Origin of the sequence: Pseudomonas subflava (genome assembly GCF_023823685.1) — a bacterium.
GTDB classification, from domain to species: domain Bacteria; phylum Pseudomonadota; class Gammaproteobacteria; order Pseudomonadales; family Pseudomonadaceae; genus Aquipseudomonas; species Aquipseudomonas subflava.
In genome coordinates this window covers 228,969-250,725 of the sequence record NZ_JAMXBF010000011.1, presented here as the reverse complement: position 1 = coordinate 250,725, position 21,757 = coordinate 228,969, and the positions used below count along the sequence as shown (strand labels likewise).

Annotated in this window: 19 protein-coding genes; 1 reads left to right on the top strand and 18 read right to left on the bottom strand. The window is 64.9% G+C overall.

Going from position 1 to position 21,757, the window contains the following annotated elements; translation table 11 throughout:
- Positions 1 to 51: 51 nt before the first annotated feature.
- The 18 genes from tilS to rpsB all read right to left on the bottom strand — a co-directional run bounded on the left by tilS (position 52) and on the right by rpsB (position 20,632).
- On the bottom strand, positions 52 to 1,368 hold the full coding sequence (gene tilS / locus NF616_RS16600) for a tRNA lysidine(34) synthetase TilS (RefSeq protein ID WP_252274404.1): 1,317 nt from the start codon (positions 1,366 to 1,368) through the stop codon (positions 52 to 54).
- A 56-nt stretch (positions 1,369 to 1,424) separates the two neighbouring features.
- Positions 1,425 to 2,375 carry an acetyl-CoA carboxylase carboxyl transferase subunit alpha gene (gene accA, locus NF616_RS16595; RefSeq protein ID WP_252274403.1) on the bottom strand — a complete coding sequence of 317 codons (951 nt, stop codon included), beginning with the start codon at positions 2,373 to 2,375 and terminating at the stop codon, positions 1,425 to 1,427.
- A gap of 276 nt (positions 2,376 to 2,651) precedes the next feature.
- On the bottom strand, positions 2,652 to 6,185 hold the full coding sequence (gene dnaE / locus NF616_RS16590; RefSeq protein WP_252274402.1) for a DNA polymerase III subunit alpha: 3,534 nt from the start codon (positions 6,183 to 6,185) through the stop codon (positions 2,652 to 2,654).
- A 74-nt stretch (positions 6,186 to 6,259) separates the two neighbouring features.
- Positions 6,260 to 6,868, bottom strand: coding sequence for a ribonuclease HII (gene rnhB / locus NF616_RS16585; protein WP_252274401.1), 609 nt, complete (start codon positions 6,866 to 6,868; stop codon positions 6,260 to 6,262).
- A complete protein-coding gene (gene lpxB, locus NF616_RS16580) occupies positions 6,868 to 8,001 on the bottom strand; it encodes a lipid-A-disaccharide synthase (RefSeq protein ID WP_252274400.1) in 1,134 nt (377 codons plus the stop codon). Before lpxB ends, rnhB begins: the two co-directional genes overlap by 1 nt.
- A gap of 2 nt (positions 8,002 to 8,003) precedes the next feature.
- Positions 8,004 to 8,780: an acyl-ACP--UDP-N-acetylglucosamine O-acyltransferase gene (gene lpxA, locus NF616_RS16575; protein WP_252274399.1), complete on the bottom strand. Its 777-nt coding sequence runs from the start codon at positions 8,778 to 8,780 to the stop codon at positions 8,004 to 8,006.
- Entirely contained in the window at positions 8,777 to 9,217 is a 441-nt protein-coding gene (fabZ, locus tag NF616_RS16570; RefSeq protein WP_252274398.1) for a 3-hydroxyacyl-ACP dehydratase FabZ, read from the bottom strand. The genes lpxA and fabZ overlap by 4 nt, the downstream gene beginning before the upstream one ends.
- 46 nt (positions 9,218 to 9,263) lie before the next feature.
- Positions 9,264 to 10,322 (bottom strand): UDP-3-O-(3-hydroxymyristoyl)glucosamine N-acyltransferase, encoded by a 1,059-nt coding sequence (gene lpxD, locus NF616_RS16565; RefSeq protein ID WP_252274397.1) that lies wholly within the window; start codon positions 10,320 to 10,322, stop codon positions 9,264 to 9,266.
- Positions 10,323 to 10,324: 2 nt separating this feature from the next.
- The gene (locus NF616_RS16560) at positions 10,325 to 10,828 is read right to left on the bottom strand and encodes an OmpH/Skp family outer membrane protein (protein ID WP_252274396.1); all 504 of its coding nucleotides are present in this window, start codon (positions 10,826 to 10,828) and stop codon (positions 10,325 to 10,327) included.
- 36 nt (positions 10,829 to 10,864) lie between these two features.
- Positions 10,865 to 13,249, bottom strand: a complete 2,385-nt coding sequence (gene bamA, locus NF616_RS16555) for an outer membrane protein assembly factor BamA (RefSeq protein WP_252274395.1) — start codon at positions 13,247 to 13,249, stop codon at positions 10,865 to 10,867.
- A gap of 75 nt (positions 13,250 to 13,324) precedes the next feature.
- Complete coding sequence (rseP, locus tag NF616_RS16550; RefSeq protein ID WP_252274394.1) at positions 13,325 to 14,677, bottom strand: sigma E protease regulator RseP; 1,353 nt, start codon at positions 14,675 to 14,677, stop codon at positions 13,325 to 13,327.
- A gap of 16 nt (positions 14,678 to 14,693) precedes the next feature.
- Complete coding sequence (gene ispC / locus NF616_RS16545; RefSeq protein WP_252274393.1) at positions 14,694 to 15,884, bottom strand: 1-deoxy-D-xylulose-5-phosphate reductoisomerase; 1,191 nt, start codon at positions 15,882 to 15,884, stop codon at positions 14,694 to 14,696.
- A complete protein-coding gene (locus tag NF616_RS16540) occupies positions 15,881 to 16,696 on the bottom strand; it encodes a phosphatidate cytidylyltransferase (protein WP_252274392.1) in 816 nt (271 codons plus the stop codon). Before NF616_RS16540 ends, ispC begins: the two co-directional genes overlap by 4 nt.
- Positions 16,690 to 17,451: a polyprenyl diphosphate synthase gene (uppS, locus tag NF616_RS16535; RefSeq protein ID WP_252274391.1), complete on the bottom strand. Its 762-nt coding sequence runs from the start codon at positions 17,449 to 17,451 to the stop codon at positions 16,690 to 16,692. Before uppS ends, NF616_RS16540 begins: the two co-directional genes overlap by 7 nt.
- 1 nt (position 17,452) lies before the next feature.
- Positions 17,453 to 18,010, bottom strand: coding sequence for a ribosome recycling factor (gene frr / locus NF616_RS16530; RefSeq protein WP_252274390.1), 558 nt, complete (start codon positions 18,008 to 18,010; stop codon positions 17,453 to 17,455).
- Positions 18,007 to 18,750, bottom strand: coding sequence for a UMP kinase (gene pyrH / locus NF616_RS16525; protein ID WP_252274389.1), 744 nt, complete (start codon positions 18,748 to 18,750; stop codon positions 18,007 to 18,009). The genes frr and pyrH overlap by 4 nt, the downstream gene beginning before the upstream one ends.
- Before the next feature lie 156 nt (positions 18,751 to 18,906).
- Complete coding sequence (tsf, locus tag NF616_RS16520) at positions 18,907 to 19,770, bottom strand: translation elongation factor Ts (protein WP_252274388.1); 864 nt, start codon at positions 19,768 to 19,770, stop codon at positions 18,907 to 18,909.
- Between the two features lie 121 nt (positions 19,771 to 19,891).
- Complete coding sequence (gene rpsB, locus NF616_RS16515; protein WP_252274387.1) at positions 19,892 to 20,632, bottom strand: 30S ribosomal protein S2; 741 nt, start codon at positions 20,630 to 20,632, stop codon at positions 19,892 to 19,894.
- 256 nt (positions 20,633 to 20,888) lie between these two features.
- On the opposite strand from rpsB, the gene map reads away from it, so the two are divergent.
- The gene (gene map / locus NF616_RS16510; protein WP_252274386.1) at positions 20,889 to 21,689 is read left to right on the top strand and encodes a type I methionyl aminopeptidase; all 801 of its coding nucleotides are present in this window, start codon (positions 20,889 to 20,891) and stop codon (positions 21,687 to 21,689) included.
- Positions 21,690 to 21,757: the final 68 nt, after the last annotated feature.

Genomic DNA, 21,757 nt, shown 5'->3' with positions numbered 1-21,757 from the left:
GCCCACAGAAGCTGTGATAAGACGGGAGCGTAGTCTACTCGAAAGGCCGCATCAGCTCAAACCTTGCGCGTTGGTCGGCGGGCACCAGTCCAGCCGCCATTTTCCGCTCTGCAAACCGTCGAGCCCCGGCAGATTGGCGACGGCCAGCAGCTCGTCGCCCCGATAGAGCAGAGGCAGACGCCCGCGGACGAAGCTCGGCACTGCGCGCTCGTTGAGCAGGCGCTTGAGATCGCGGCGTCCCCGACCCGGTATCGTCATCGCCTCGCCGCCCTGGCGATAGCGCAGGCTCAAGGGACCGTCCGGCGCCCCGCCCTGCAACCTGGCCTCGCCATTACCCGGCAGGCGCAGCGGCTGCCGCGGGTCGTCCCAACTCGAAGGCGCCACGGGTTGTGCCAGCCAGGCGCCGGAGAGCCACCACAGTCGCCCGTCGGCACGTCTCAACTCGCCGCCCTCCAGGCACCAGCGCGGCGCGGCGTCGAGCGCGGCATCGCGCAGGTCGCACCAGCCGGCCCAGTGCTCGCTGTCGGGCATGCGCGTCAGAGGGGCCAGCCAGTGACGCAGCAGATTGCGTTGGCGGGCGTCGGACAGCTCTAGCAAGGGCTTCAGGCCCAGGCTCGGCAGGCCCAGCCAGGCGAAGGTGTCGTCATCGGCAGCCGCCGCCAGATCGAGCCGCGCCAACTCGCCGAGCAGCCCTTCGGCTTCGCGCATGTGCAGAGCGATGCGCGCCAGGTTCTGGCCCGCCTGCGGCCAATGCCGGGTCAGCACGGGTAGCACCTCGCGCCGCAGGAAGTTGCGGGCAAGACCTGTGTCGGCGTTGGAGGGGTCCTCCACCCAGGTCAGCCCCTGCTGGCGGACGTAGGTCTCCAGTTCGACGCGGGACACCGCCAGCAGCGGGCGTACCAGATGGCCACGCCCAAGAGGACGACTCGCCGGCATTCCCGCCAGGCCTCGCACGCCGGCACCGCGCAGCAGGCGGAACAGCAGCGTTTCCGCCTGATCGTCGCGATGCTGGCCGGTCAGTAAAAGCTCGCGCCCCCCCAATCGACGCCCGAACGCCGCATAGCGCGCCTCCCGCGCCGCACGTTCCAGGCTGGCGCCTGGGGCCACTTGCACCCGCTCGATGTGCAGCGGTACGTCGAGCCGATCGCACAGGGCCTGGCAGTGGGCGGGCCAGGCATCGGCCGCGGCCTGCAGGCCGTGATGAACGTGAACGGCGCGGAGCGGCGGCAGCGCCTCGCGCTCGCGCAAACGCACCAGCAAGTGCAGCAGCGCAGTCGAATCCAGGCCGCCGGACAAGGCGACATGCCAGGCCGGTGCGGCGCGCCAGGGTCGGAGGGATTCGAGCAGCAGGGATTCGAGTGCGATCATCCCGCCAGCTTAAACAACAACGGGCCCGAAGGCCCGTTGCGTTATGCGCCGACCGATCAGGCGATGCCGAAGCTCATCAGCTTGTCGTAGCGGCGCTTCAGCAACTGCTCGGTGTCCAGCGCCTTCAGGTCGGCCAGTTGTGCGAGCAGCTCCTCGCGGATCGAGCCGGCGGCGAACGACGGATCGCGGTGGGCGCCGCCCAGCGGCTCGGCGATCACCCGGTCGACGATGCCCAGGCCCTTCAGGCGCTCGGCGGTGATGCCCATGGCCTCGGCGGCGTCCGGCGCCTTCTCGGCGGTCTTCCACAGAATCGAGGCACAGCCTTCCGGCGAGATCACCGAGTAGGTGGAGTACTGCAGCATGTTCAGTTGGTCGCACACGCCGATGGCCAGCGCACCGCCCGAGCCGCCCTCACCGATCACTGTGGCGATGATCGGGGTCTTCAGGCGCGCCATCACGCGCAGGTTCCAGGCGATGGCCTCGCTCTGGTTGCGCTCTTCGGCGTCGATGCCCGGGTAGGCGCCGGGGGTGTCGATGAAGGTCAGGATCGGCAGCTTGAAGCGCTCGGCCATTTCCATCAGGCGGCAGGCCTTGCGATAGCCTTCGGGACGCGGCATGCCGAAGTTGCGGCGCACCTTCTCGCGTACCTCGCGGCCTTTCTGGTGGCCGATGATCATCACCGGCTGGCCGTCCAGGCGGGCGGTACCGCCGACGATGGCGGCGTCGTCGGAGAAATGACGGTCGCCGTGCAGTTCGTCGAACTCGGTGAAGATGTGCTCGATGTAGTCGAGGGTATACGGGCGGCGCGGGTGGCGCGAGAGCTGGGAAATCTGCCAGCTGCTGAGGTTGCCGAAGATGGTCTCGGTCAGCGCGCTGCTCTTGTCCTGCAGCCTGGCGATCTCGTCGCTGATGTTCAGCGCGTTGTCGTTGCCTACCAGGCGCAGCTCTTCGATCTTGGCTTGCAGGTCGGCGATCGGCTGTTCGAAGTCGAGGAAGTTCGGGTTCATAGGCATCCGTCTAGCATCGGCGGCCGCAGGGGCCGGGCGGTGTTCCATGTGGCGCCTACCTTAAGGGATAGTGCGCCCGTGGTCGAGGCCGCGCGGCAGGCCGGTGCCCTGAATCGGAACTTGGCTGTTCAATCCCGGCGGCGTCTTTTGCCGTCAGACCAGCATTGCCTCTTCTCGCCATAGCCCTGCCATGACTCGTCGCGGCGCCTTACCTGACAACAACATCCACTCGCCAACTCTTGAACGCACTTCCGATTCAGGCACCGGGCCTGCCGCTCAGCGGTATTGGAGGAAGACGTTGTCTTTGCCGAACTGGTCACGCAGAGCCTGGATCAGGTTGTCCGCCGGGTCGATGCGCCATTGTTCGCCGAACTGCAGCACCGCCTTGGCCTCGCTGCCGCTGTAGTCCAGGGTCAGCGGGCAGGCACCCTTGTGCTTGCTGAACAGCTCGCCGAGCCAGCGCAAACGGTCGCCCTGCAGCGCCTCGCGCGGCGCGCGGATGCGCAGGCTCTCGGCCAGGCCGGTGCGCGCCTCTTCCAGACTCATCACCCGCTTGGCACGCAGGCGCAGGCCGCCGGAGAACTCGTCATTGCTCACCTCGCCCTCCACCACCACCAGCGCGTCGTTCTGCAGCAACGCCTGGTTGCTGGCGAAGGCATCGGCGAACAGCGAGGCCTCGATGCGCCCCGAGCGATCGTCGAGGGTGATGAAGCCCATCTTGTCGCCCTTCTTGTTCTTCATCACCCGCAGGTTGACGATCAGACCGGCGATGGTCTGGGTGTCGCGGGCGGCGCGCAGCTCGACGATGCGCTGGCGGGCGAAACGGCGTACCTCGCCCTCGTATTCGTCGATGGGGTGGCCGGAGAGATACAGACCGAGGGTGTCCTTTTCGCCCTTCAGGCGTTCCTTGATCGACAGGTCGCGAGCCTTGCGATGATTGACGTAGACATCCGCCTCGGGCTCGGCGAACACGCCGCCAAACAGGTCCATGTGCCCGCTGTCGTGGCTGCGGGCCGTCTGCTCCGCCGCCTGCACCGCCTCCTCCATCGAGGCCAGCAGCACCGCACGGTTCTTGTCTACGCTGGCCTGATAGGCCTTGAGTTCGTCCTGATAGTACGGCCCGAGGCGATCCAGGGCGCCGGAGCGGATCAGCGCCTCCAGGGTGCGCTTGTTGACGCGCTTGAGATCGACGCGGTTGCAGAAGTCGAACAGGTCCTTGAACGGGCCGCCTTCCGCGCGGCATTCGACGATGGCCTCCACCGGCCCCTCGCCCACGCCCTTGACCGCACCCAGACCGTAGACGATGCGCCCGTCGTCGTTGACGGTGAACTTGAATTCCGAGGCGTTCACGTCCGGCGGATCGATGCGCAGCTTCATGTGGCGGCATTCCTCGATGAGGATCACCACCTTGTCGGTGTTGTGCATATCCGCCGACAGCACCGCGGCCATGAACGGCGCGGGGTAATGCGCCTTCAGCCAGGCGGTCTGGTAGGACACCAGGCCGTAGGCGGCAGAGTGCGACTTGTTGAAGCCGTAGCCGGCGAACTTCTCCACCAGGTCGAAGATGTTGCCCGCGAGGTCCGCATCGATATTGTTGTTGGCGCAACCCTCGATGAAACCGCCGCGCTGCTTGGCCATCTCCTCGGGCTTCTTCTTGCCCATGGCACGGCGCAGCATGTCCGCGCCGCCGAGGGTGTAGCCGGCCATGACCTGGGCGATCTGCATCACCTGTTCCTGGTACAGGATGATGCCGTAGGTGGGCTTGAGCACGGGCTCCAGGCCCGCGTACTGGTAGTCCGGATGCGGGTAGGACAGCTGTTCGCGACCGTGCTTGCGGTTGATGAAGTCGTCCACCATGCCCGACTGCAGCGGACCGGGGCGGAACAGCGCCACCAGTGCGATCATGTCTTCCAGGCAGTCCGGCTTGAGCTTCTTGATCAGCTCCTTCATGCCGCGTGATTCGAGCTGGAAGACCGCGGTGGTCTCCGCCTTCTGCAGCATGTCGTAGGTCTTCTTGTCATCCAGCGGGATGAAGTCGATGTCGACCAGTTCCTCGTCGGTCGCGCCTTTCTTGCGCTGCTCGCGATGGATGGTCTCCATCGCCCACTTGATGATGGTCAGCGTGCGCAGGCCGAGGAAGTCGAACTTCACCAGGCCGGCCTGCTCGACGTCGTCCTTGTCGAACTGGGTCACCAGACCGGCGCCCTCCTCGTCGCAGGAGGTCGGCGCGAAGTCGGTCAGCTTGGTCGGCGCGATCACCACGCCACCGGCGTGCTTGCCGGTGCCGCGCACGATGCCCTCGAGCTTGAGGGCCATGTCCCAGATTTCCTGGGCTTCCTCGTCGCTCTTGAGGAAGTCGCGCAGCACTTCCTCCTGTTCGTAGGCCGCCTCCAGGGTCATGCCGACCTCGAAGGGAATCATCTTCGACAGGCGGTCGGCCAGGCCGTAGGACTTGCCCTGCACCCGCGCCACGTCGCGCACCACCGCCTTGGCCGCCATGGAGCCGAAGGTGATGATCTGGCTCACCGCGTTGCGACCGTACTTGTCGGCCACGTAGTCGATCACCCGGTCGCGGCCATCCATGCAGAAGTCGACGTCGAAGTCGGGCATGGAAATACGTTCGGGGTTGAGGAAGCGCTCGAACAGCAGGTCATAGGCCAACGGGTCGAGGTCGGTGATCTTCAGTACGTAGGCCACCAGCGAGCCGGCACCCGAGCCCCGGCCGGGACCCACCGGCACGCCGTTGTTCTTCGCCCACTGGATGAAGTCCATCACGATGAGGAAGTAACCGGGGAAGCCCATCTGGATGATGATGTCGAGCTCGAAGTTGAGCCGGTCGACGTAGACCTGGCGCTTCTCCTCGTAGTTGGGCGTGGTGTCCTTGGGCCACAGCACGGCCAGACGCTCTTCCAGGCCCTCGAAGGAGGCGTGGCGCAGATAGTCGTCGATGCCCATGCCGTTGGGCGTGGGGAAATCGGGAAGGAAGTATTTGCCCAGCTGCACGTCGATGTTGCAGCGCTTGGCGATCTCCACCGTGTTCTCCAGCGCCTCGGGCAGATCGGAGAACAGCTCGGCCATCTCCTCGGGCGTCTTGAGATATTGCTCCTCGGAATAGTTGCGCGGGCGGCGCGGGTCATCGAGGGTGCGGCCCTCGCCGATGCACACGCGGGTCTCGTGGGCTTCGAAGTCGCCCGGCTTGAGGAAGCGCACGTCGTTGGTCGCCACCAACGGCACGCCGGTACGGGTCGCCAGGTCGACGGCCGCGTGCAGATGCTCCTCGTCGTTGACCCGGTTGGTGCGCTGCACCTCCAGGTAGAAGCGCTCCGGGAACACCTCCAGCCACTCGTTCAGGAAGGCTTCGGCGCGGCCCTGCTCGCCGGCCAGCAGGGCCATGCCGACCTCGCCCTCGCGGGCGCCGGACAGGGCGATCACGCCCTCGGCCGCCTCCTTGACCCAGTCGCGCTGGATGATCACCAGGCCGTTGTCCTGGCCCTCGGTCCAGCCACGGGAAATCAGTTCGGTGAGGTTGCGATAGCCCTTGGCGTTCATCGCCAGAAGGGTCAGACGCGACAGCGGACCGTCCTCGTCCGGGCTGGCCAGCCAGATGTCGGCACCGCAGATCGGCTTGATGCCGGCGCCCATGGCGGTCTTGTAGAACTTCACCAGCGAGCACATGTTGCTCATGTCGGTGACGGCCACGGCCGGCATGCCGGCGCCGGCCACCGCCTTGACCAGAGGTTTGACCCGCACCAGGCCGTCGACCAGGGAAAACTCGGTGTGCAGGCGCAGATGGACGAAGCTGGCGGTCATGGCAATCCCGTTGGTGACACAGAAACAAGAAGGCCCGGATTGTACCGGGCCTGGTGACAAAGGGCAGCCGCCGTCTACTGCTGGCCGGCCGCCTCCAGCGCCTCGCGCACCGGCGCGAAGGAGCGCCGGTGAATGGGCGTGGCGCCCAGGCGTTTGAGGGCTTCCAGATGGACGGGTGTGGGGTAGCCCTTGTGCCCGGCGATGCCATAGCCCGGATAGAGCGCATCCAGCGCGGCCATCTCGCGATCACGACTGACCTTGGCCAGGATCGACGCCGCCGCGATGGCTGGCACCTGGGCGTCACCACCGACCACCGGTGCGCTGGGCACCGCCAGTTTCGGGCAGCGGTTGCCGTCGATCAGCGCCAGCTTCGGCGTAACGCTCAGGCCTTGTACCGCGCGCTGCATGGCCAGCATGGTGGCATGCAGGATGTTGAGCTGGTCGATCTCCTCGACTTCGGCGCGAGCGATGCACCAGGCCAGGGCCTTCTCGCGGATCTCGTCGAACAGCTTCTCGCGGCGTGCCTCGGTGAGCTTCTTCGAATCGTTGAGGCCGGCGATCGGCCGCGCCGGGTCGAGAATCACCGCGGCGGTGACCACCGGACCGCAGAGCGGGCCGCGGCCGACTTCGTCGACACCGGCGACCAGCTCCTCGACCAGGGCGAAATCCAGACCGAGCTGCATCAGGCCTCTCCCACCAGCTTGAGCACGGCATCGGCGGCCTGCTGCGAGGCATCCTGGCGCAGAGCACGGTGGATCACGTCGAAGCCCTCGGTCTGCACCGCACCGTCGTCCAGCAGCGGTGCCAAGGTCTGAGCCAGGGCGTCTGGCGTCGCGGCATCCTGGATCAGCTCCGGCACCAGCATGCGCTCGGCCAGCAGGTTGGGCAGCGAGATGTAAGGGCTCTTCACCAGACGCCGGAGAATGCGATAGGTCAGCGGCGCCACCTTGTAGGCTACCACCATGGGCCGCTTGTGCAGCAGCGCCTCGAGAGTCGCGGTGCCGGAGGCGATCAACACCGCGTCGCAGGCGGCCAGCGCCTCGTGGGAGCGACCGTCGAGCAGCATAAGCGGCAGGTTACGACCAGCGAGCATGGCTTCCAGCTGGGCGCGGCGCTCGGCGTTGGCGCAGGGCAGCACGAAGCGAACGCCGGGGCGCAGCGCGCGCAGGCGCTCGGCAGCATCGAGGAACAGCGCGCCCAGGCGTGCCACTTCGCCGCCGCGACTGCCCGGCAGCAGCGCCACGACGCTTTCGTCCTGGGCCAGGCCCAGCGCCTCGCGAGCGCCGGCGCGATTGACCTGCAGCGGGACGGTGTTGGCCAGCGGATGACCGACGAAGCGCACCGGCACCTGATGCTCCAGGTAAAAGCGCGCCTCGAAGGGGAACAGGGTCAGCATCAGGTCGCAGGCCTCGCGGATCTTCAGCACGCGCTTCTGCCGCCAGGCCCAGACCGACGGGCTGACGTAGTGCACGGTGCGGATTCCGGCCTGGCGCAGGCTGAGCTCGAGGGTCAGGTTGAAGTCCGGCGCATCGATGCCGATGAACACGTCCGGCTTGGCGGCAATCAGGTCCCTGATCAGGCGCTTGCGCCGGCCCAGCAGCTCGCGCAGACGCCCGAGCACCTCGACCAGCCCCATCACCGCCAGGCGCTCCATGGGGAACGCGGAGACCAGCCCCTCGGCCTCCATGCGCGGGCCGCCGACGCCGATGAATTCGATCTGTGGATAGCGAGTCTTGAGCGCCTGCATCAGGCCGGCGCCGAGGATATCGCCGGAGGCCTCGCCGGCCACCAGCGCAACGCGAAGGGTACGGCTCATGATCAGCGGGTGATGCCGCGGGTCGAGGCCTGGACGGAGTCGCGGAACACCGCCACCTCCGGGAACTGGGCGGCGGACTCGGCCAGCTCGGCCAGCGCCTGTTCGACGGTCAGACCCTGGCGATAGACCACCTTGTAGGCGCGGCGCAGGGCGGCGATGGCCTCGGCGCTGAAACCGCGGCGGCGCATGCCTTCGAAGTTCATGCTTCGCGCCTCGGCCGGGTTGCCGAAGACGGTGACGTAGGCCGGCACGTCCTTGCCGATGGCGGTGCCCATGCCGGAGAAGCTGTGGGCGCCGATGCGGCAGAACTGGTGGACAAGGGTGAAGCCGGAGAGGATCGCCCAGTCGTCGACCCACACGTGGCCGGCCAAGGCGGTGTTGTTGACCAGGATGCAGTGGTTGCCGATCACGCTGTCGTGGCCGACATGTACATAGGCCATCAGCAGGTTGTGGTCGCCGAGGGTGGTCTCGCCGCGGTCCTGCACGGTGCCGCGATGGATGGTCACGCCCTCGCGGATCACGTTGTGATCGCCGATGACCAGGCGAGTCGGCTCGCCCTTGTACTTGAGGTCGGGCGTGTCCTCACCCACCGAGGAGAACTGGTAGATCTTGTTGTGCTTGCCGATCACGGTCGGGCCCTTGAGCACCACGTGCGGACCGATCACGCTACCCTCGCCAATCTCCACATCGGGTCCGATGATCGACCACGGGCCGACCTGGACGTCCGCGGCCAGCTTGGCCGACGGATCGATGATGGCGCGAGGGTCGATCAAACTCATAGCTTGCGTTCCGCACAGATGATTTCGGCCGAGCAGACTTCCTTGCCATCGACGCTGGCGCGGCACTCGAACTTCCAGATGCTGCGCTTGGCGCTGAGGAACTTGGCCTCGAGCACCAGCTGGTCGCCCGGCATGACCGGTTGACGGAAGCGTAGCTTGTCGGAGCCGACGAAGTAGTAGAGGGTGCCGTCGGACGGCTTCACGTCGAGCATCTTGAAGCCGAGGATGCCGGCCGCCTGGGCCATGGCCTCGATGATCAGCACGCCCGGCATGATCGGATGCTCGGGGAAGTGGCCATTGAAGAAAGGCTCGTTGATGCTGACATTCTTGTAGGCGCGAATGGTCTTGCCTTCCACGTCCAGCTCGGCGACGCGATCCACCAGCAGGAAGGGATAGCGGTGCGGCAGATATTCGCGAATCTCGTTGATGTCCATCATTTTGCGGAAAGCCTTTACTGAATATGGGGGCGTGCCTCGGGCACGATCAGGCATCTGATGAGGCTTGATCGCCCGGGGTCACGGCGGCGAGGCGCTTTTCCAGCTCGCGCAGGCGCTTCGCCATGTCGTCCAGTTGACGTATGCGGGCGGCACTCTTCTTCCAGTCCGCCGCCGTTTGCATGGCGGTGCCGGAAGAGTATGCGCCCGGCTCGGTGATCGAGCGGGTGACCATGGTCATGCCGGTGACGAACACGTTGTCGCACACCTCGATGTGTCCGACCATGCCGACGCCGCCGGCGATCATGCAGTGCCGGCCGATCTTGGTGCTGCCGGAAATACCGACGCAGCCGGCCATGGCGGTGTGATCGCCGATCTGTACGTTGTGCGCGATCATGATCTGGTTATCCAGCTTCACGCCGTTGCCGATCAGGGTGTCGGCCAGCGCGCCGCGGTCGATGGTGGTGTTGGCGCCGACTTCCACGTCGTCGCCCAGCACCACGCCGCCGATCTGCGCGATCTTCTGCCAGACGCCCTTCTCGTTGGCGAAGCCGAAGCCCTCGCCGCCGATCACCGCGCCAGACTGGATCACCGCGCGCTTGCCGATCTTCACATCGTGGTAAAGGGTCACGCGCGGCGCCAGCCAGCCACCCTCGCCGATCTCGCTACGCGCGCCGACCACGCAATGGGCGCCGATGGTCACATTCGCACCGATGCGTGCGCCGCTCTCGATCACCACATAGGCACCGATGCTGGCGCTGGTATCGACCTGAGCATCGGCCGCCACCACGGCGGTCGGATGCAGGCCGGCAGGCGCCGCAGGCTTGGTATCGAACAGGTGGGAAAGTCGGGCGAAGGCCAGATAGGGATTGGCCACCAACAGGGCATCGCCGGCGTAGCCCTCGGCATCGGCCTCGGTCAACAGGACCACGCCGGCACGGGTCTCGGCCAGGTACCTGCGGTACTGCGCATTGGACAGAAAGCTCAGCTGATCCGGGCCGGCGTCCTGCAGGGTCGCCAGGCCACGAATCGGCTTGTCTGCGGCACCGCGCAGGGTGGCACCGAGACGCTCGGCCAGCTGGCCGAGGGTGTAGACCGGCGCACTCATTCTCAGCGCAGCGAATTCATGCGTTGAATGACCTGGCGGGTGATCTCGTACTGCGGCTTGACGTCGACAACGGCACCACGTTCCAGCACCAGGTCGTAGTTGCCCTGCTTGATCACTTCCTCGACGGCCTTGTCCAGCTTCGGCTTCAGCTGCTTGAGCATGTCACGGTCGGAAATCGCCTTGGCTTCGTTCAGTTCTTTGGACTGGAACTGGAAGTCGCGGGCCTTCTGCTTGAATTCCAGCTCCATACGCTCGCGCTCGGCCTGCTGCATCTTCTCGCCATCCTTGACCAGACGGTCCTGGATGCGCTTGGCGTCGGCCTCGAGCTGCTTGAGCTTGTTCAGCTGCGGGCCGAACTTCTTCTCGGCGTCCACGGCGTACTTCTTGGCGGCATCGGACTCGAGCAGGGCCATCTGATAGTTCATCACCGCGATCTTCATCTCGGCGAAGGCGGGGGTCGCCATCAGGGCGGCTGCGACCAGAACCAGTTGAGTCAACTTACGCACGATGCACTCCTGCAACAAAACACGTTGTCTAGCAAATTAGAAAGTTTGGCCCAGCGAGAACTGGAATATCTGGGTATCCGCATCCTCGGGCTTCTTGATCGGCGCCGCCAGGCTGAAGCTCAGCGGGCCGAGCGCGGTGACCCAGGTCACCCCGACACCGACGGAGCTCGCCAGGTCGCCGAAGTCGATATTGTTGCAGCTCGGCGACGAGGAGGCGCAGGACGTGTCGTAGACATTACCCACATCCCAGAACAGCGCGGTACGCAGGGAACGCTGATCCTTGACGAACGGCAGCGGGAACAGCAGTTCCGCGCCACCCTGGATCAGCACGTTGCCACCGAAGGGCAGCGGGTCCTGATCCGGGTCGGTGTAACGGCCGTATTGGTCCTGCTTGTTGTAGACCAGCGTGCCATTGTCGTAGACCCGACTCGGCGTACTGCGCGGACCCAGGCTGCTGTCCTCGAAGCCGCGGACCGAGTTGAAGCCGCCGGCGAAGTAGTGCTCGTAGAACGGCAGCTCCGAGGTGGACCCGTAGGCATCGCCGAAGCCCAGCTCGGTGTGGAAACGCAGGGTGTACTGGTCGTTGATCGGCGCGAACACCTGGCCACGGTAGTCCAGCTTGAAGAACGACAGGTCGCTGCCCGGCACGGTGCTTTCCAGCACCAGGCTCTGGGAATGACCGCGGTTGGCCAGCACGCCACGGTTGAGGGTCGACTCGGACCAACCGATGGACGCCTTCAGGTTCAGGTAGCTGTCGCCCTCCTGTTCCATGAAGTCGATGATCTCGTCGACGGTGTAGTCGCCGGTGTTGATGCTGTCCTGCTGAATGGTCAGGCCGTAGGTCAGACGCGAGGTCTCGCTGATCGGATAGCCGATGCTCATGCCGGCACCGTAGCTGTCCACCGCATAGCTGGACACGTCGACGTCGAGGTCGTCGTAGTCGGTGGTGCGGTAGAAGGCGTTATAACCGAGGCTGACACCATCGACGGTCCAGTAGGGGTCGACGAAGCCGAAGCTGTAGCGGGTCTGGTACTCGGAGCGGGTCAGACCGACGCTGACCTTGTTGCCGCTACCCAGGAAGTTGTTCTGGCTGATCGAACCACCGAGGATCAAACCGGCGTTCTGGGCGAAACCGACGCTGGCGGTGATGGAGCCGGAGGGCTGCTCTTCCACGGTGTAGTTGACGTCGACCTGGTCGTCGGTGCCCGGTACCTGTGGGGTCTCGACGTTGACTTCCTTGAAATAACCCAGACGTTCCAGGCGCACCTTGGACTGATCGATCAGGTAGGTGGAGGCCCAGCCGCCTTCCATCTGACGCATCTCGCGACGTAGCACCTCGTCCTCGGTCTTGGTGTTGCCGCGGAAGTTGATGCGGTTGACGTAGGCACGCTTGCCCGGGTCGACCACGAAGGTGATGGCGACGGTCTTGTCTTCGTCGTTGGGCTGGGGCACGCCGTTGACGTTGGCGAAGGTGTAGCCCTCGTTGCCCAGACGGCGGGTGATCAGCTCGGAAGTGGTGGTCATCACCTTGCGCGAGAACACCTGGCCCTGCTTGACCAGCAGCAGCTTCTCGATCTCTTCCTGCGGCACCTTCAGGTCACCGGACAGCTTCACTTCGCTGACGCTGTACTTCTCGCCTTCGTCGACGTTGACGGTGATGTAGACGTGCTTCTTGTCCGGGGTGATGGATACCTGGGTGGAGGAGATATCCATGTTGATGTAGCCGCGGTCCAGGTAGTAGGAACGCAGACGCTCCAGATCACCGGACAGCTTTTCGCGGGCGTACTTGTCGTCGTTCTTGAAGAAGGACAGCCAGTTGGTGGTCTTCAGCTCGAACAGCGACGTCAGGTCTTCCTCGGGGAAGACGCTGTTGCCGACCACGTTGATATGCTGGATGGCGGCGACCGAGCCTTCGTTGATGGTGATCTTCAGGGCGACGCGGTTGCGCGGCTGCGGGATCACTTCGGCTTCGATCTCTGCGGAGTAACGGCCCTGGGCCACGTACTGGCGCAGCAGCTCGTTGCGCACGCCTTCGAGGGTGGCGCGCTGGAAGATCTCGCCTTCGGCCAGGCCGGACTGCTGCAGACCCTTCATCAGGTCTTCGGTGGTGATCGCCTTGTTGCCTTCGATCTCGATGGTCGAAATGGACGGGCGCTCGATAACGTTGATGACCAGCACATCGCCTTCGCGGCCAAGCTGGATATCCTGGAAGAAACCGGTCTTGAACAGCGAGCGGGTCGCGTCTACCAGGCGACGATCATCGACCTGGTCGCCGACGTTGAGCGGCAGCGCACCGAACAGGCTGCCGGCGGAAACCCGCTGCAGGCCGTTAACGCGAATGTCAGTGATGGTGAAGGACTCGGCGTGAACTTCGGCGATCATCAGTGCGGCAAGAACCGCAGGTAGCAGCAGACGTTTCATGAAGTCCTTTCTTATTCCAACTGATAATAAAGAAACTGCCGCGGGACGCGCGGCAGCTTCGAATTCAGCTTTCGATTACAGACGACTCAAATCATTGACCAGGGCCAGCAACATCACCCCCAGCACCAGACTGATACCGATCTGAATGCCCCAACCCTGTACTCGTTCGGACAGCGGGCGGCCACGCACCCACTCGACCATGTAGAACAGCAAATGCCCCCCATCCAACACGGGAATGGGCAGCAAATTGAGAACCCCCAGGCTAATGCTCAGATAGGCGAGGAAATTGAGGAAATCCGCCACGCCGGACTGAGCCGAAGCGCCCGCCACTTTAGCAATGGTTATCGGCCCGCTCAAGTTTTTTACCGAGAGCTCGCCGAACAGCATTTTCTTCAGCGAATCAAGGGTTAGCACCGTCATGCCCCAGGTGCGGCGCAGACTCTCGGCCACTCCTTCGAGCGGGCCGAAGCTGACTTCGTGCAGCATCCGCTCGGGCCACTCGCTCCCCTTCACCCCCACACCGAGATAGCCGGCACGGGCCTCGTCCTCGCCTCTCGCCGCCAGGACGAGTGGCAGCTCGATCTGCGCACCTTCCCGCGAAAGCCGCAGCGTCACTTCCTCACCAGGGCGTTTGCGCACCCAGTCGACCACCTGCTGCCAGTCGTCCACCGGCATCGCGCCGAGCGCCAACAGGCGGTCCCCGAGGCGAACACCGGCTGCCTGGGCCGGCCCCTCCGGGTCCAACTCACTGACCACTGGCTCGGTGGCCGGACGCCACGGCTGTATGCCCAGCGAGGCGAGCGGCTCGGGTTCGTCGACCCCGCGTAGCCAGTCGCGCAGCTGAACGTGACGGGTGGAAATCAGGCTGCCACCTTCATCCCGCACCTGCACCTCGACCACGCCGCTCTCGCCCAGGCGACGCACGAGCTGCAGATTGACCGCCGACCATCCCGGCGTCGCCTCACCGTCGACGGCGACGATCTCCTGCCCCGCCTCGAGACCGGCCGCCGCCGCCAGGCTGTCCGGCTGGACCTGGCCGATGACCGGACGCACCTGCTGGGTGCCGAGCAGCGCGATCATCCAGAAGAACAGGATCGCCAGAAGGAAATTGGCCACCGGGCCGGCGGCAACGATGGCGATCCGCTGCTTCACCGTCTTGCGGTTGAAGGCCTGGTCGAGCTGCTCGAACGGCACATCACCCTCGCGCTCGTCGAGCATCTTCACATAGCCGCCCAGCGGTATGGCGGCCACCACGAACTCGGTGCCCTGGCGGTCATGCCAGCGCACCAGCGGGCTACCGAAGCCGACGGAGAAGCGCAGTACCTTGACGCCGCAGCGGCGCGCCACCCAGAAGTGGCCGAACTCGTGAAAAGTGACCAGCACGCCCAGGGCGATCAGGGTGCCGAAGACCATGTACAACGCACTCATTCCATCTTCCTCCGGGCTAGCGCCCGTGGCGATTCAACCAGTCGACTGCCAGGGAGCGGGCCCGGGCATCCGCCGCCAGAACGGCGTCCAGGTCCTCGACCGCAGCCGACGCGTCGCGATTCAGGGTGTCCTCGATGATACTCGCGATCTCCGGGAAGCGGATGCGCCGTTCGAGAAACGCGGCCACGGCCACCTCATTCGCCGCATTGAGCCGGGCGGGAGCGCAGCCACCGGCCTCGGCGGCCTGGCGCGCCAGGCGCAGGCAGGGAAAGCGCTGCTCGTCGGGGCGCTGGAAGTCGAGACGCGCCACGGCGAACAGATCCAGCGGCGCCACTCCCGAATCGATGCGCTCGGGCCAGGCCAGGGCGTTGGCGATGGGTGTGCGCATGTCCGGATTGCCCAGCTGGGCCAGCACCGAGCCATCGACATAATCGACGAGGGAGTGGATCACGCTCTGCGGGTGGATCACGACCTCCACCCGGGACGGATGGGCATCGAACAGCCAGCAGGCCTCGATCAGCTCCAGCCCCTTGTTCATCATGCTCGCCGAGTCCACCGAGATCTTGCGCCCCATGGACCAGTTGGGATGGGCACAGGCCTGCTCGGGGGAAACCCGCTCCAGCTCGTCCAATGGCGTTTGGCGGAACGGGCCGCCTGATGCCGTCAACAGGATGCGCCGCACCCCCACCGCGCCAAGGCCGCGCGCATAGTCGCCTGGCAGGCACTGGAAGATCGCGTTGTGCTCGCTGTCGATCGGCAGCAGCGTGGCGCCGTGCTCCTTCACCGCCTGCATGAAGAGGTCGCCGGACATCACCAGCGCCTCCTTGTTGGCCAGCAGCACCTTCTTGCCCGCCCGCACCGCCGCCAGGGTCGGCTTCAGGCCGGCGGCGCCGACGATGGCGGCCATCACGGCGTCCACCTGAGGATGGGCAGCCACCTCACAGAGCCCGCCCTCGCCCGCCAGCACGCGCGTCGTCAGACCGGCGCCGCGAAGCGTGTCCTGCAATGCGCGCGCACTGGACTCGTCGGCGGTCACGGCGAACCGGGGACGATGCTGCAGACAGAGGCGCTCCAGCTCGCCCAGGCGAGAAAAGCCGCTCAGCGCGAACGCCTGGTAACGCTGCGGATGCCGCGCGATCACATCGAGGGTGCTGAGGCCGATGGAGCCGCTGGCTCCCAGAACGGTGATCTGTTGCGGCTGACTCACTGCACGCCCCATCCCGCGAGCCAGAGCAGCACGGCGAATACCGGAATGGCGGCGGTCAGGCTGTCTATACGATCGAGCACGCCGCCGTGACCGGGCAGCAGGTTGCTGCTGTCCTTGATGCCGGACTGGCGCTTGAACATGCTCTCGGTCAGGTCGCCGATGACCGAAACGGCAACCACCAGCGCGGCACCCACCAGCGCCAACAGCAGGTCGACGACCTGCCATCCCTGCTGCAGTCCGACCGCCAGAGTCAGCAACAGACTCGTGGCCAGACCGCCGTAGAAGCCCTCCCAGCTCTTGCCGGGGCTGACCCGCGGCGCGAGCTTGCGCTTGCCGAAGGTCTTGCCGGAGAAATAGGCGCCGACGTCGGCCGCCCACACCAGCACCATGACCGCGATGATCAGGGCATTGGCCTGGGGCCACTGCTTGAGCAACACCAGGCCCTGCCAGGCCGGCAACAGGATCAGCAGGCCGATCAGCAACTTCCCGGACAAGCCGCCCCAGTAGCGACTGCTCTCGGGGTAGTTCAGCACCAGTATCGTCGCCGCCAGCCACCAGAGCACGGCGGCGCCGAGCAGCCAGGGGGCCAGCGCCGGCGCCAGCCAGGCGCCGTAGATCAGCACCGCCACCAGCGCCGCGTAGGCCACACGCAATGGCTGCGCCTCGAGGCCAGCCAGCCGCGCCCACTCCCAGGCGCCGAGCGCTACCACGATCGCGATGAACAGGGCGAAAGCCCCGCCATCCAGCAGAAAGAAACCACCCAAGGCGATGGGCAGCAGGATCAGGGCGGTGATGATTCGCTGTTTCAGCATTGGCTGCGAGCCTCGGCTTCCACCTGGTCGCTGGTCTTGCCGAAACGACGCTGGCGGGTGGCGAAATCGGCCAATGCCTGACGCATGGCCTCGTGCTTGAAATCCGGCCAGTACAGGTCGGAGAAATACAGCTCGGAATACGCCAGCTGCCAGAGCAGGAAGTTGCTGATGCGATGCTCGCCGCCGGTGCGTATGCACAAATCCGGTGGCGGCAGGTCGGCAGTGGCGAGGCAGCCCTGCAGCAGGCCGGGCGTGATGTCCTCCGGCTGCAGATGGCCGGCCTGAACCTCACGCGCCAGGCGCTGGGCGGCCTGGGCGATATCCCACTGACCGCCATAGTTGGCGGCGATCTGCAGGACGAAGCGGTTATCCCCGGCGGTCTGCAGTTCGGCCTCACGCATGGCGGCCTGCAATTCCGGGTGGAAGCGCGAACGATCGCCGATGATGCGCAGGCTGATGGCGTTGTCCTTGAGCCGACGCGCCTCGCGGCGCAGGGCGCTGAGGAACAGTTCCATCAGCGCGCCGACCTCTTCGGCCGGGCGCTGCCAGTTCTCACTGGAGAAGGCGAACAGGGTCAAAACCTCGACGCCGGACTCGGCGCAGACCTCGATGACGGCACGCACCGCATCGACGCCGGCCTTGTGGCCGGCCACGCCGGGCAGCAGGCGCTTCTTCGCCCAGCGGTTGTTCCCATCCATGATGATGGCGACATGCCGGGGTACCGCCGCCGCGACGTCCTGCTTGGCTTTGTTCACATCACACCGCCATCAGGTCGGCTTCTTTGGCTTCCAGGGCCTTGTCGATGTCGGCGACGAACTTGTCGGTGAGTTTCTGCACCTCATCGGCGGCACGACGCTCTTCGTCTTCGCTGATTTCCTTGTCCTTGGACAGCTTCTTCAGCTCGGCCAGGGCATCGCGACGCACGTTGCGCACGGCCACCTTGGCATCTTCGGCAACGCCACGCGCCTGCTTGGTGTAGCCCTTGCGGGTCTCCTCGGTCAGGGCCGGCATCGGCACGCGAATGGTGGTGCCGGCGCTGCTCGGGTTCAGGCCGAGGTCGGAAGTCATGATGGCCTTTTCGATCGCCGCGCTCAGGGTCTTGTCGTGGGCGACGATTTTCAGGGTACGGGCGTCTTCCACGGTGATCGCGGCGACCTGGTTCAGCGGCATGTCGCTGCCGTAGGCCGGAACCTTGACGCTATCCAGAATGCTCGGATGCGCACGGCCGGTGCGGATGGAGGCCAGGTTGCGCCCCAGAGACTCCAGGGATTTGACCATACGCTCCTGGGCGTCCTTTTTGATCTCGTTGATCATTGTGCATCCTCCTCGATCAGGGTTCCTTCGGCGCCACCCACCACGATGTTCAGCAGGGCGCCTGGCTTGTTCATATTGAAGACCCGCAGCGGCATCTTGTGGTCGCGCACCAGGCAGATGGCCGTCAGGTCCATCACACCCAGCTTGCGGTCGAGCACCTCGTCGTAAGTCAGGTGATCGAACTTCTCCGCATTGGGGTCCTTGAAGGGGTCGGCAGTGTACACGCCATCGACCTTGGTGGCTTTCAGCACCAAGTCGGCCTCGATCTCGATGGCGCGCAGGCAAGCCGCCGAGTCGGTGGTGAAGAAGGGGTTGCCGGTACCGGCGGCGAAGATCACCACCTCGCCGGTGGACAGGTGGCGCATGGCCTTGCGGCGGTCGTAATGATCGGTCACACCGACCATCGAGATGGCCGACATCACCAGTGCGGGGATATTGGAACGCTCCAGGGCATCACGCATGGCCAGGGCATTCATCACGGTGGCCAGCATGCCCATGTGATCGCCGGTGACGCGATCCATGCCAGCGGCGGACAGCGCCGCGCCACGGAACAGGTTGCCACCGCCGATCACCAGACCGACCTGTACGCCGATGCCGACCAGCTGGCCGACTTCGAGCGCCATGCGATCCAGCACCTTGGGATCGATGCCGAACTCTTCCGAACCCATCAGGGCTTCGCCGCTTAACTTGAGCAGAATGCGTTTGTAGCGAGGTTGACGACCACTCACCTGCTGAGCCATTGCGTATCTCTCCTGCGGCGTTGTTTGGCTAATTTCATTCTACCTGGCAGTCAGACCGCTGCCCGGCGAATTTGCTGCGAGATGTGCTCCCGCTCTTTGCAAAAGAGGCTGCACGCGCGAGCGGGCAGCCTCTTCGATGCGACAGTTAGAACCGTCTTACTGCTTGGCAGCGGCGACCTGAGCAGCCACTTCGGCGGCGAAGTCGGCCTCGACCTTCTCGATACCCTCGCCCACTTCGTAGCGGGTGAAGGAAACGATTTCGGCGCCGGCTTTCTTGACCAGGTCACCGACCTTGACTTCCGGATCCATGACGAAGGCTTGCTCGACCAGGCTGGCTTCGGCCAGGAACTTGGCGATACGGCCCTTGACCATGTTCTCGACGATGTTCCCCGGCTTGCCGGCGATCTTCTCGGCGTTCAGCTGCAGGAAGATCTCCTTTTCCTTGGCGATCAGCTCTTCGGATACGTCCGACGGGCTCAGAACGGCAGGGTTGGAAGCCGCAACGTGCATGGCGACGTGCTTGGCCAGTTCTTCGTTGCCGCCTTTCAGGACAACCAGAACACCGATGCGGTGGCCGTGCAGGTAGGAACCGACGACTTCGCCTTCAACGGCCGCCAGGCGACGGATGTTGACGTTCTCACCGCACTTGGCTACCAGCGCCTCGCGAGCGGATTCGCGGGAAGCGATCAGCGGAGCGGCTTCGGTCAGCTTCTGGGCGAAGGCTTCGTCCAGGCTTTCCTTGACGAAGGCCTTGAAGTCATCCTGCAGGGCCAGGAAGTCGGTTTGCGAGTTGACTTCGATCAGCATGCCACGGCCGCCTTCGACACGAGCGGCGATGGCGCCTTCGGCAGCGACGTTGCCGGCTTTCTTGGCGGCCTTGATGGCACCGGAAGCGCGCATGTCGTCGATGGCCTTCTCGATGTCGCCACCGGCGGCAACCAGGGCCTTCTTGCATTCCATCATGCCTTGGCCGGTACGCTCGCGCAGTTCTTTAACCAGGGCTGCAGTGATTTCTGCCATGTTCACAATCCTCTTGAAGTGGTGTTCAACCATTCAACCCGGCCGCGCCGGGCACAAAATTCGCAAGTGGCAAAAAGGGGGCCTAGCCCCCTTCTCGCGCAACGGGATGCTCGATCCCGTATCAGCCTTCGCTGGCCTCGGAAGCAGCTTCCTCGACGAACTCGTCGGTGCCGCCAGCGGAGTTGCCACGACCACGGATCACGGCGTCGGCCATGGCACCCATGTACAGCTGGATGGCGCGGATGGCGTCGTCGTTACCCGGGATGATGTAGTCAACGCCTTCCGGGCTGCTGTTGGTATCGACAACGCCGATGACCGGAATGCCCAGCTTGTTGGCTTCGGTGATGGCGATGCGCTCGTGGTCGACGTCGATCACGAACAGAGCGTCCGGCAGACCGCCCATGTCCTTGATGCCGCCCAGGCTGCGATCCAGTTTTTCCAGATCACGGGAGCGCATCAGGGCTTCTTTCTTGGTCAGCTTGGCGAAGGTGCCGTCCTGGGACTGGGTTTCCAGGTCACGCAGGCGCTTGATCGAAGCACGGATGGTCTTGAAGTTGGTCAGCATGCCGCCGAGCCAGCGGTGATCGACGTACGGGGAACCGCAACGTGCGGCTTCTTCGGCGACGATCTTGCCAGCGGAACGCTTGGTGCCGACGAACAGAATCTTGTTTTTACCCGAAGCCAGCTTCTCGACGAACGACAGGGCGTCGTTGAACATCGGCAGGGTTTTTTCGAGGTTGATGATGTGGATCTTGTTGCGCGCGCCGAAAATGAACTTGCCCATTTTCGGGTTCCAGTAACGGGTCTGGTGGCCGAAGTGCACACCGGCCTTCAGCATATCGCGCATGTTGACTTGGGACATGATAGTTCCTTGATAAGTCGGGTTAGGCCTCCACGCATCCCAATCTCCAACCCTTGCGGGCACCCAGGAAATCGTGTCGATACGTGTGCGGGTTAGTGCTTCGCAGGCTCAGTGCCCGTAAAGCGGCGCGTTTTATACCACACAAAGGTGGGCCAGGCTAGCCGAACCCGACTTTGCCGCCGCCGGTCGGCATTCTTTGTTAGAATCGCCGCCTTTATCTGATTCACCTTGCGCCGCTGGCGCCGAGAGAGACCGCATGACCGTCACCATCAAGACTCCCGACGAAATCGAAAAAATGCGCGTGGCCGGCCGCCTGGCCGCCGAAGTGCTGGAGATGATCGGCGAGCACGTCAGGCCCGGCGTCACCACCGAAGAGCTGGACCGCATCTGCCACGACCACATCGTCAACGTGCAGAACGCCATCCCCGCTCCGCTCAACTACGGCGCCGCCCCCGGCCGCCCGGGCTTCCCCAAGTCGATCTGCACCTCGATCAACCACGTGGTCTGCCACGGCATCCCCAACGACAAGCCGCTGAAGGATGGCGATGTGCTCAACATCGACGTCACCGTGATCAAGGACGGCTACCACGGCGACACCAGCAAGATGTTCATGGTCGGCAAGGCGCCGGAATGGGCGCAGCGCCTGGCCCAGGTCACCCAGGAGTGCATGTACAAGGGCATCCAGCTGGTCAAGCCGGGCGCGCGCCTGGGCGACATCGGCGAGGTGATCCAGAAGCACGCCGAGAAGAACGGCTTCTCGGTGGTCCGCGAATACTGCGGCCATGGCATCGGCGCGGTCTTCCACGAGGAGCCGCAGGTGCTGCACTACGGCCGCGCCGGCACCGGCGTCGAGCTCAAGGAGGGCATGACCTTCACCATCGAGCCGATGATCAACCAGGGCCGCCCGGAAACCCGCCTGCTCGGCGATGGCTGGACCGCCATCACCAAGGATCGCAAGCTCTCCGCCCAGTGGGAGCACACCGTGCTGGTCACTGAAGGCGGCTACGAGATCCTCACCCTGCGCAGCGACGACACCCTGCCGCGCACCTCGGCCTGACGGCTGTCGCGTGCGGCGCGCCTGCCGCACCGGTTTTCCTGGCGCACGGTGCGCAGCGCGCACCCATA

What these genes read in the sequence shown, in the direction of transcription:
- NF616_RS16540 (WP_252274392.1), bottom strand. Translation starts at nt 16,696, where the DNA reads ATGCTGAAACAGCGAATCATCACCGCCCTGATCCTGCTGCCCATCGCC.
- lpxA (WP_252274399.1), bottom strand. Translation starts at nt 8,780, where the DNA reads ATGAGTTTGATCGACCCTCGCGCCATCATCGATCCGTCGGCCAAGCTG.
- rnhB (WP_252274401.1), bottom strand. Translation starts at nt 6,868, where the DNA reads ATGCAGCTCGGTCTGGATTTCGCCCTGGTCGAGGAGCTGGTCGCCGGT.
- pyrH (WP_252274389.1), bottom strand. Translation starts at nt 18,750, where the DNA reads ATGGCTCAGCAGGTGAGTGGTCGTCAACCTCGCTACAAACGCATTCTG.
- fabZ (WP_252274398.1), bottom strand. Translation starts at nt 9,217, where the DNA reads ATGATGGACATCAACGAGATTCGCGAATATCTGCCGCACCGCTATCCC.
- lpxB (WP_252274400.1), bottom strand. Translation starts at nt 8,001, where the DNA reads ATGAGCCGTACCCTTCGCGTTGCGCTGGTGGCCGGCGAGGCCTCCGGC.
- dnaE (WP_252274402.1), bottom strand. Translation starts at nt 6,185, where the DNA reads ATGACCGCCAGCTTCGTCCATCTGCGCCTGCACACCGAGTTTTCCCTG.
- map (WP_252274386.1), top strand. Translation starts at nt 20,889, where the DNA reads ATGACCGTCACCATCAAGACTCCCGACGAAATCGAAAAAATGCGCGTG.
- bamA (WP_252274395.1), bottom strand. Translation starts at nt 13,249, where the DNA reads ATGAAACGTCTGCTGCTACCTGCGGTTCTTGCCGCACTGATGATCGCC.
- tsf (WP_252274388.1), bottom strand. Translation starts at nt 19,770, where the DNA reads ATGGCAGAAATCACTGCAGCCCTGGTTAAAGAACTGCGCGAGCGTACC.
- tilS (WP_252274404.1), bottom strand. Translation starts at nt 1,368, where the DNA reads ATGATCGCACTCGAATCCCTGCTGCTCGAATCCCTCCGACCCTGGCGC.
- lpxD (WP_252274397.1), bottom strand. Translation starts at nt 10,322, where the DNA reads ATGAGTGCGCCGGTCTACACCCTCGGCCAGCTGGCCGAGCGTCTCGGT.
- rpsB (WP_252274387.1), bottom strand. Translation starts at nt 20,632, where the DNA reads ATGTCCCAAGTCAACATGCGCGATATGCTGAAGGCCGGTGTGCACTTC.
- rseP (WP_252274394.1), bottom strand. Translation starts at nt 14,677, where the DNA reads ATGAGTGCGTTGTACATGGTCTTCGGCACCCTGATCGCCCTGGGCGTG.
- frr (WP_252274390.1), bottom strand. Translation starts at nt 18,010, where the DNA reads ATGATCAACGAGATCAAAAAGGACGCCCAGGAGCGTATGGTCAAATCC.
- accA (WP_252274403.1), bottom strand. Translation starts at nt 2,375, where the DNA reads ATGAACCCGAACTTCCTCGACTTCGAACAGCCGATCGCCGACCTGCAA.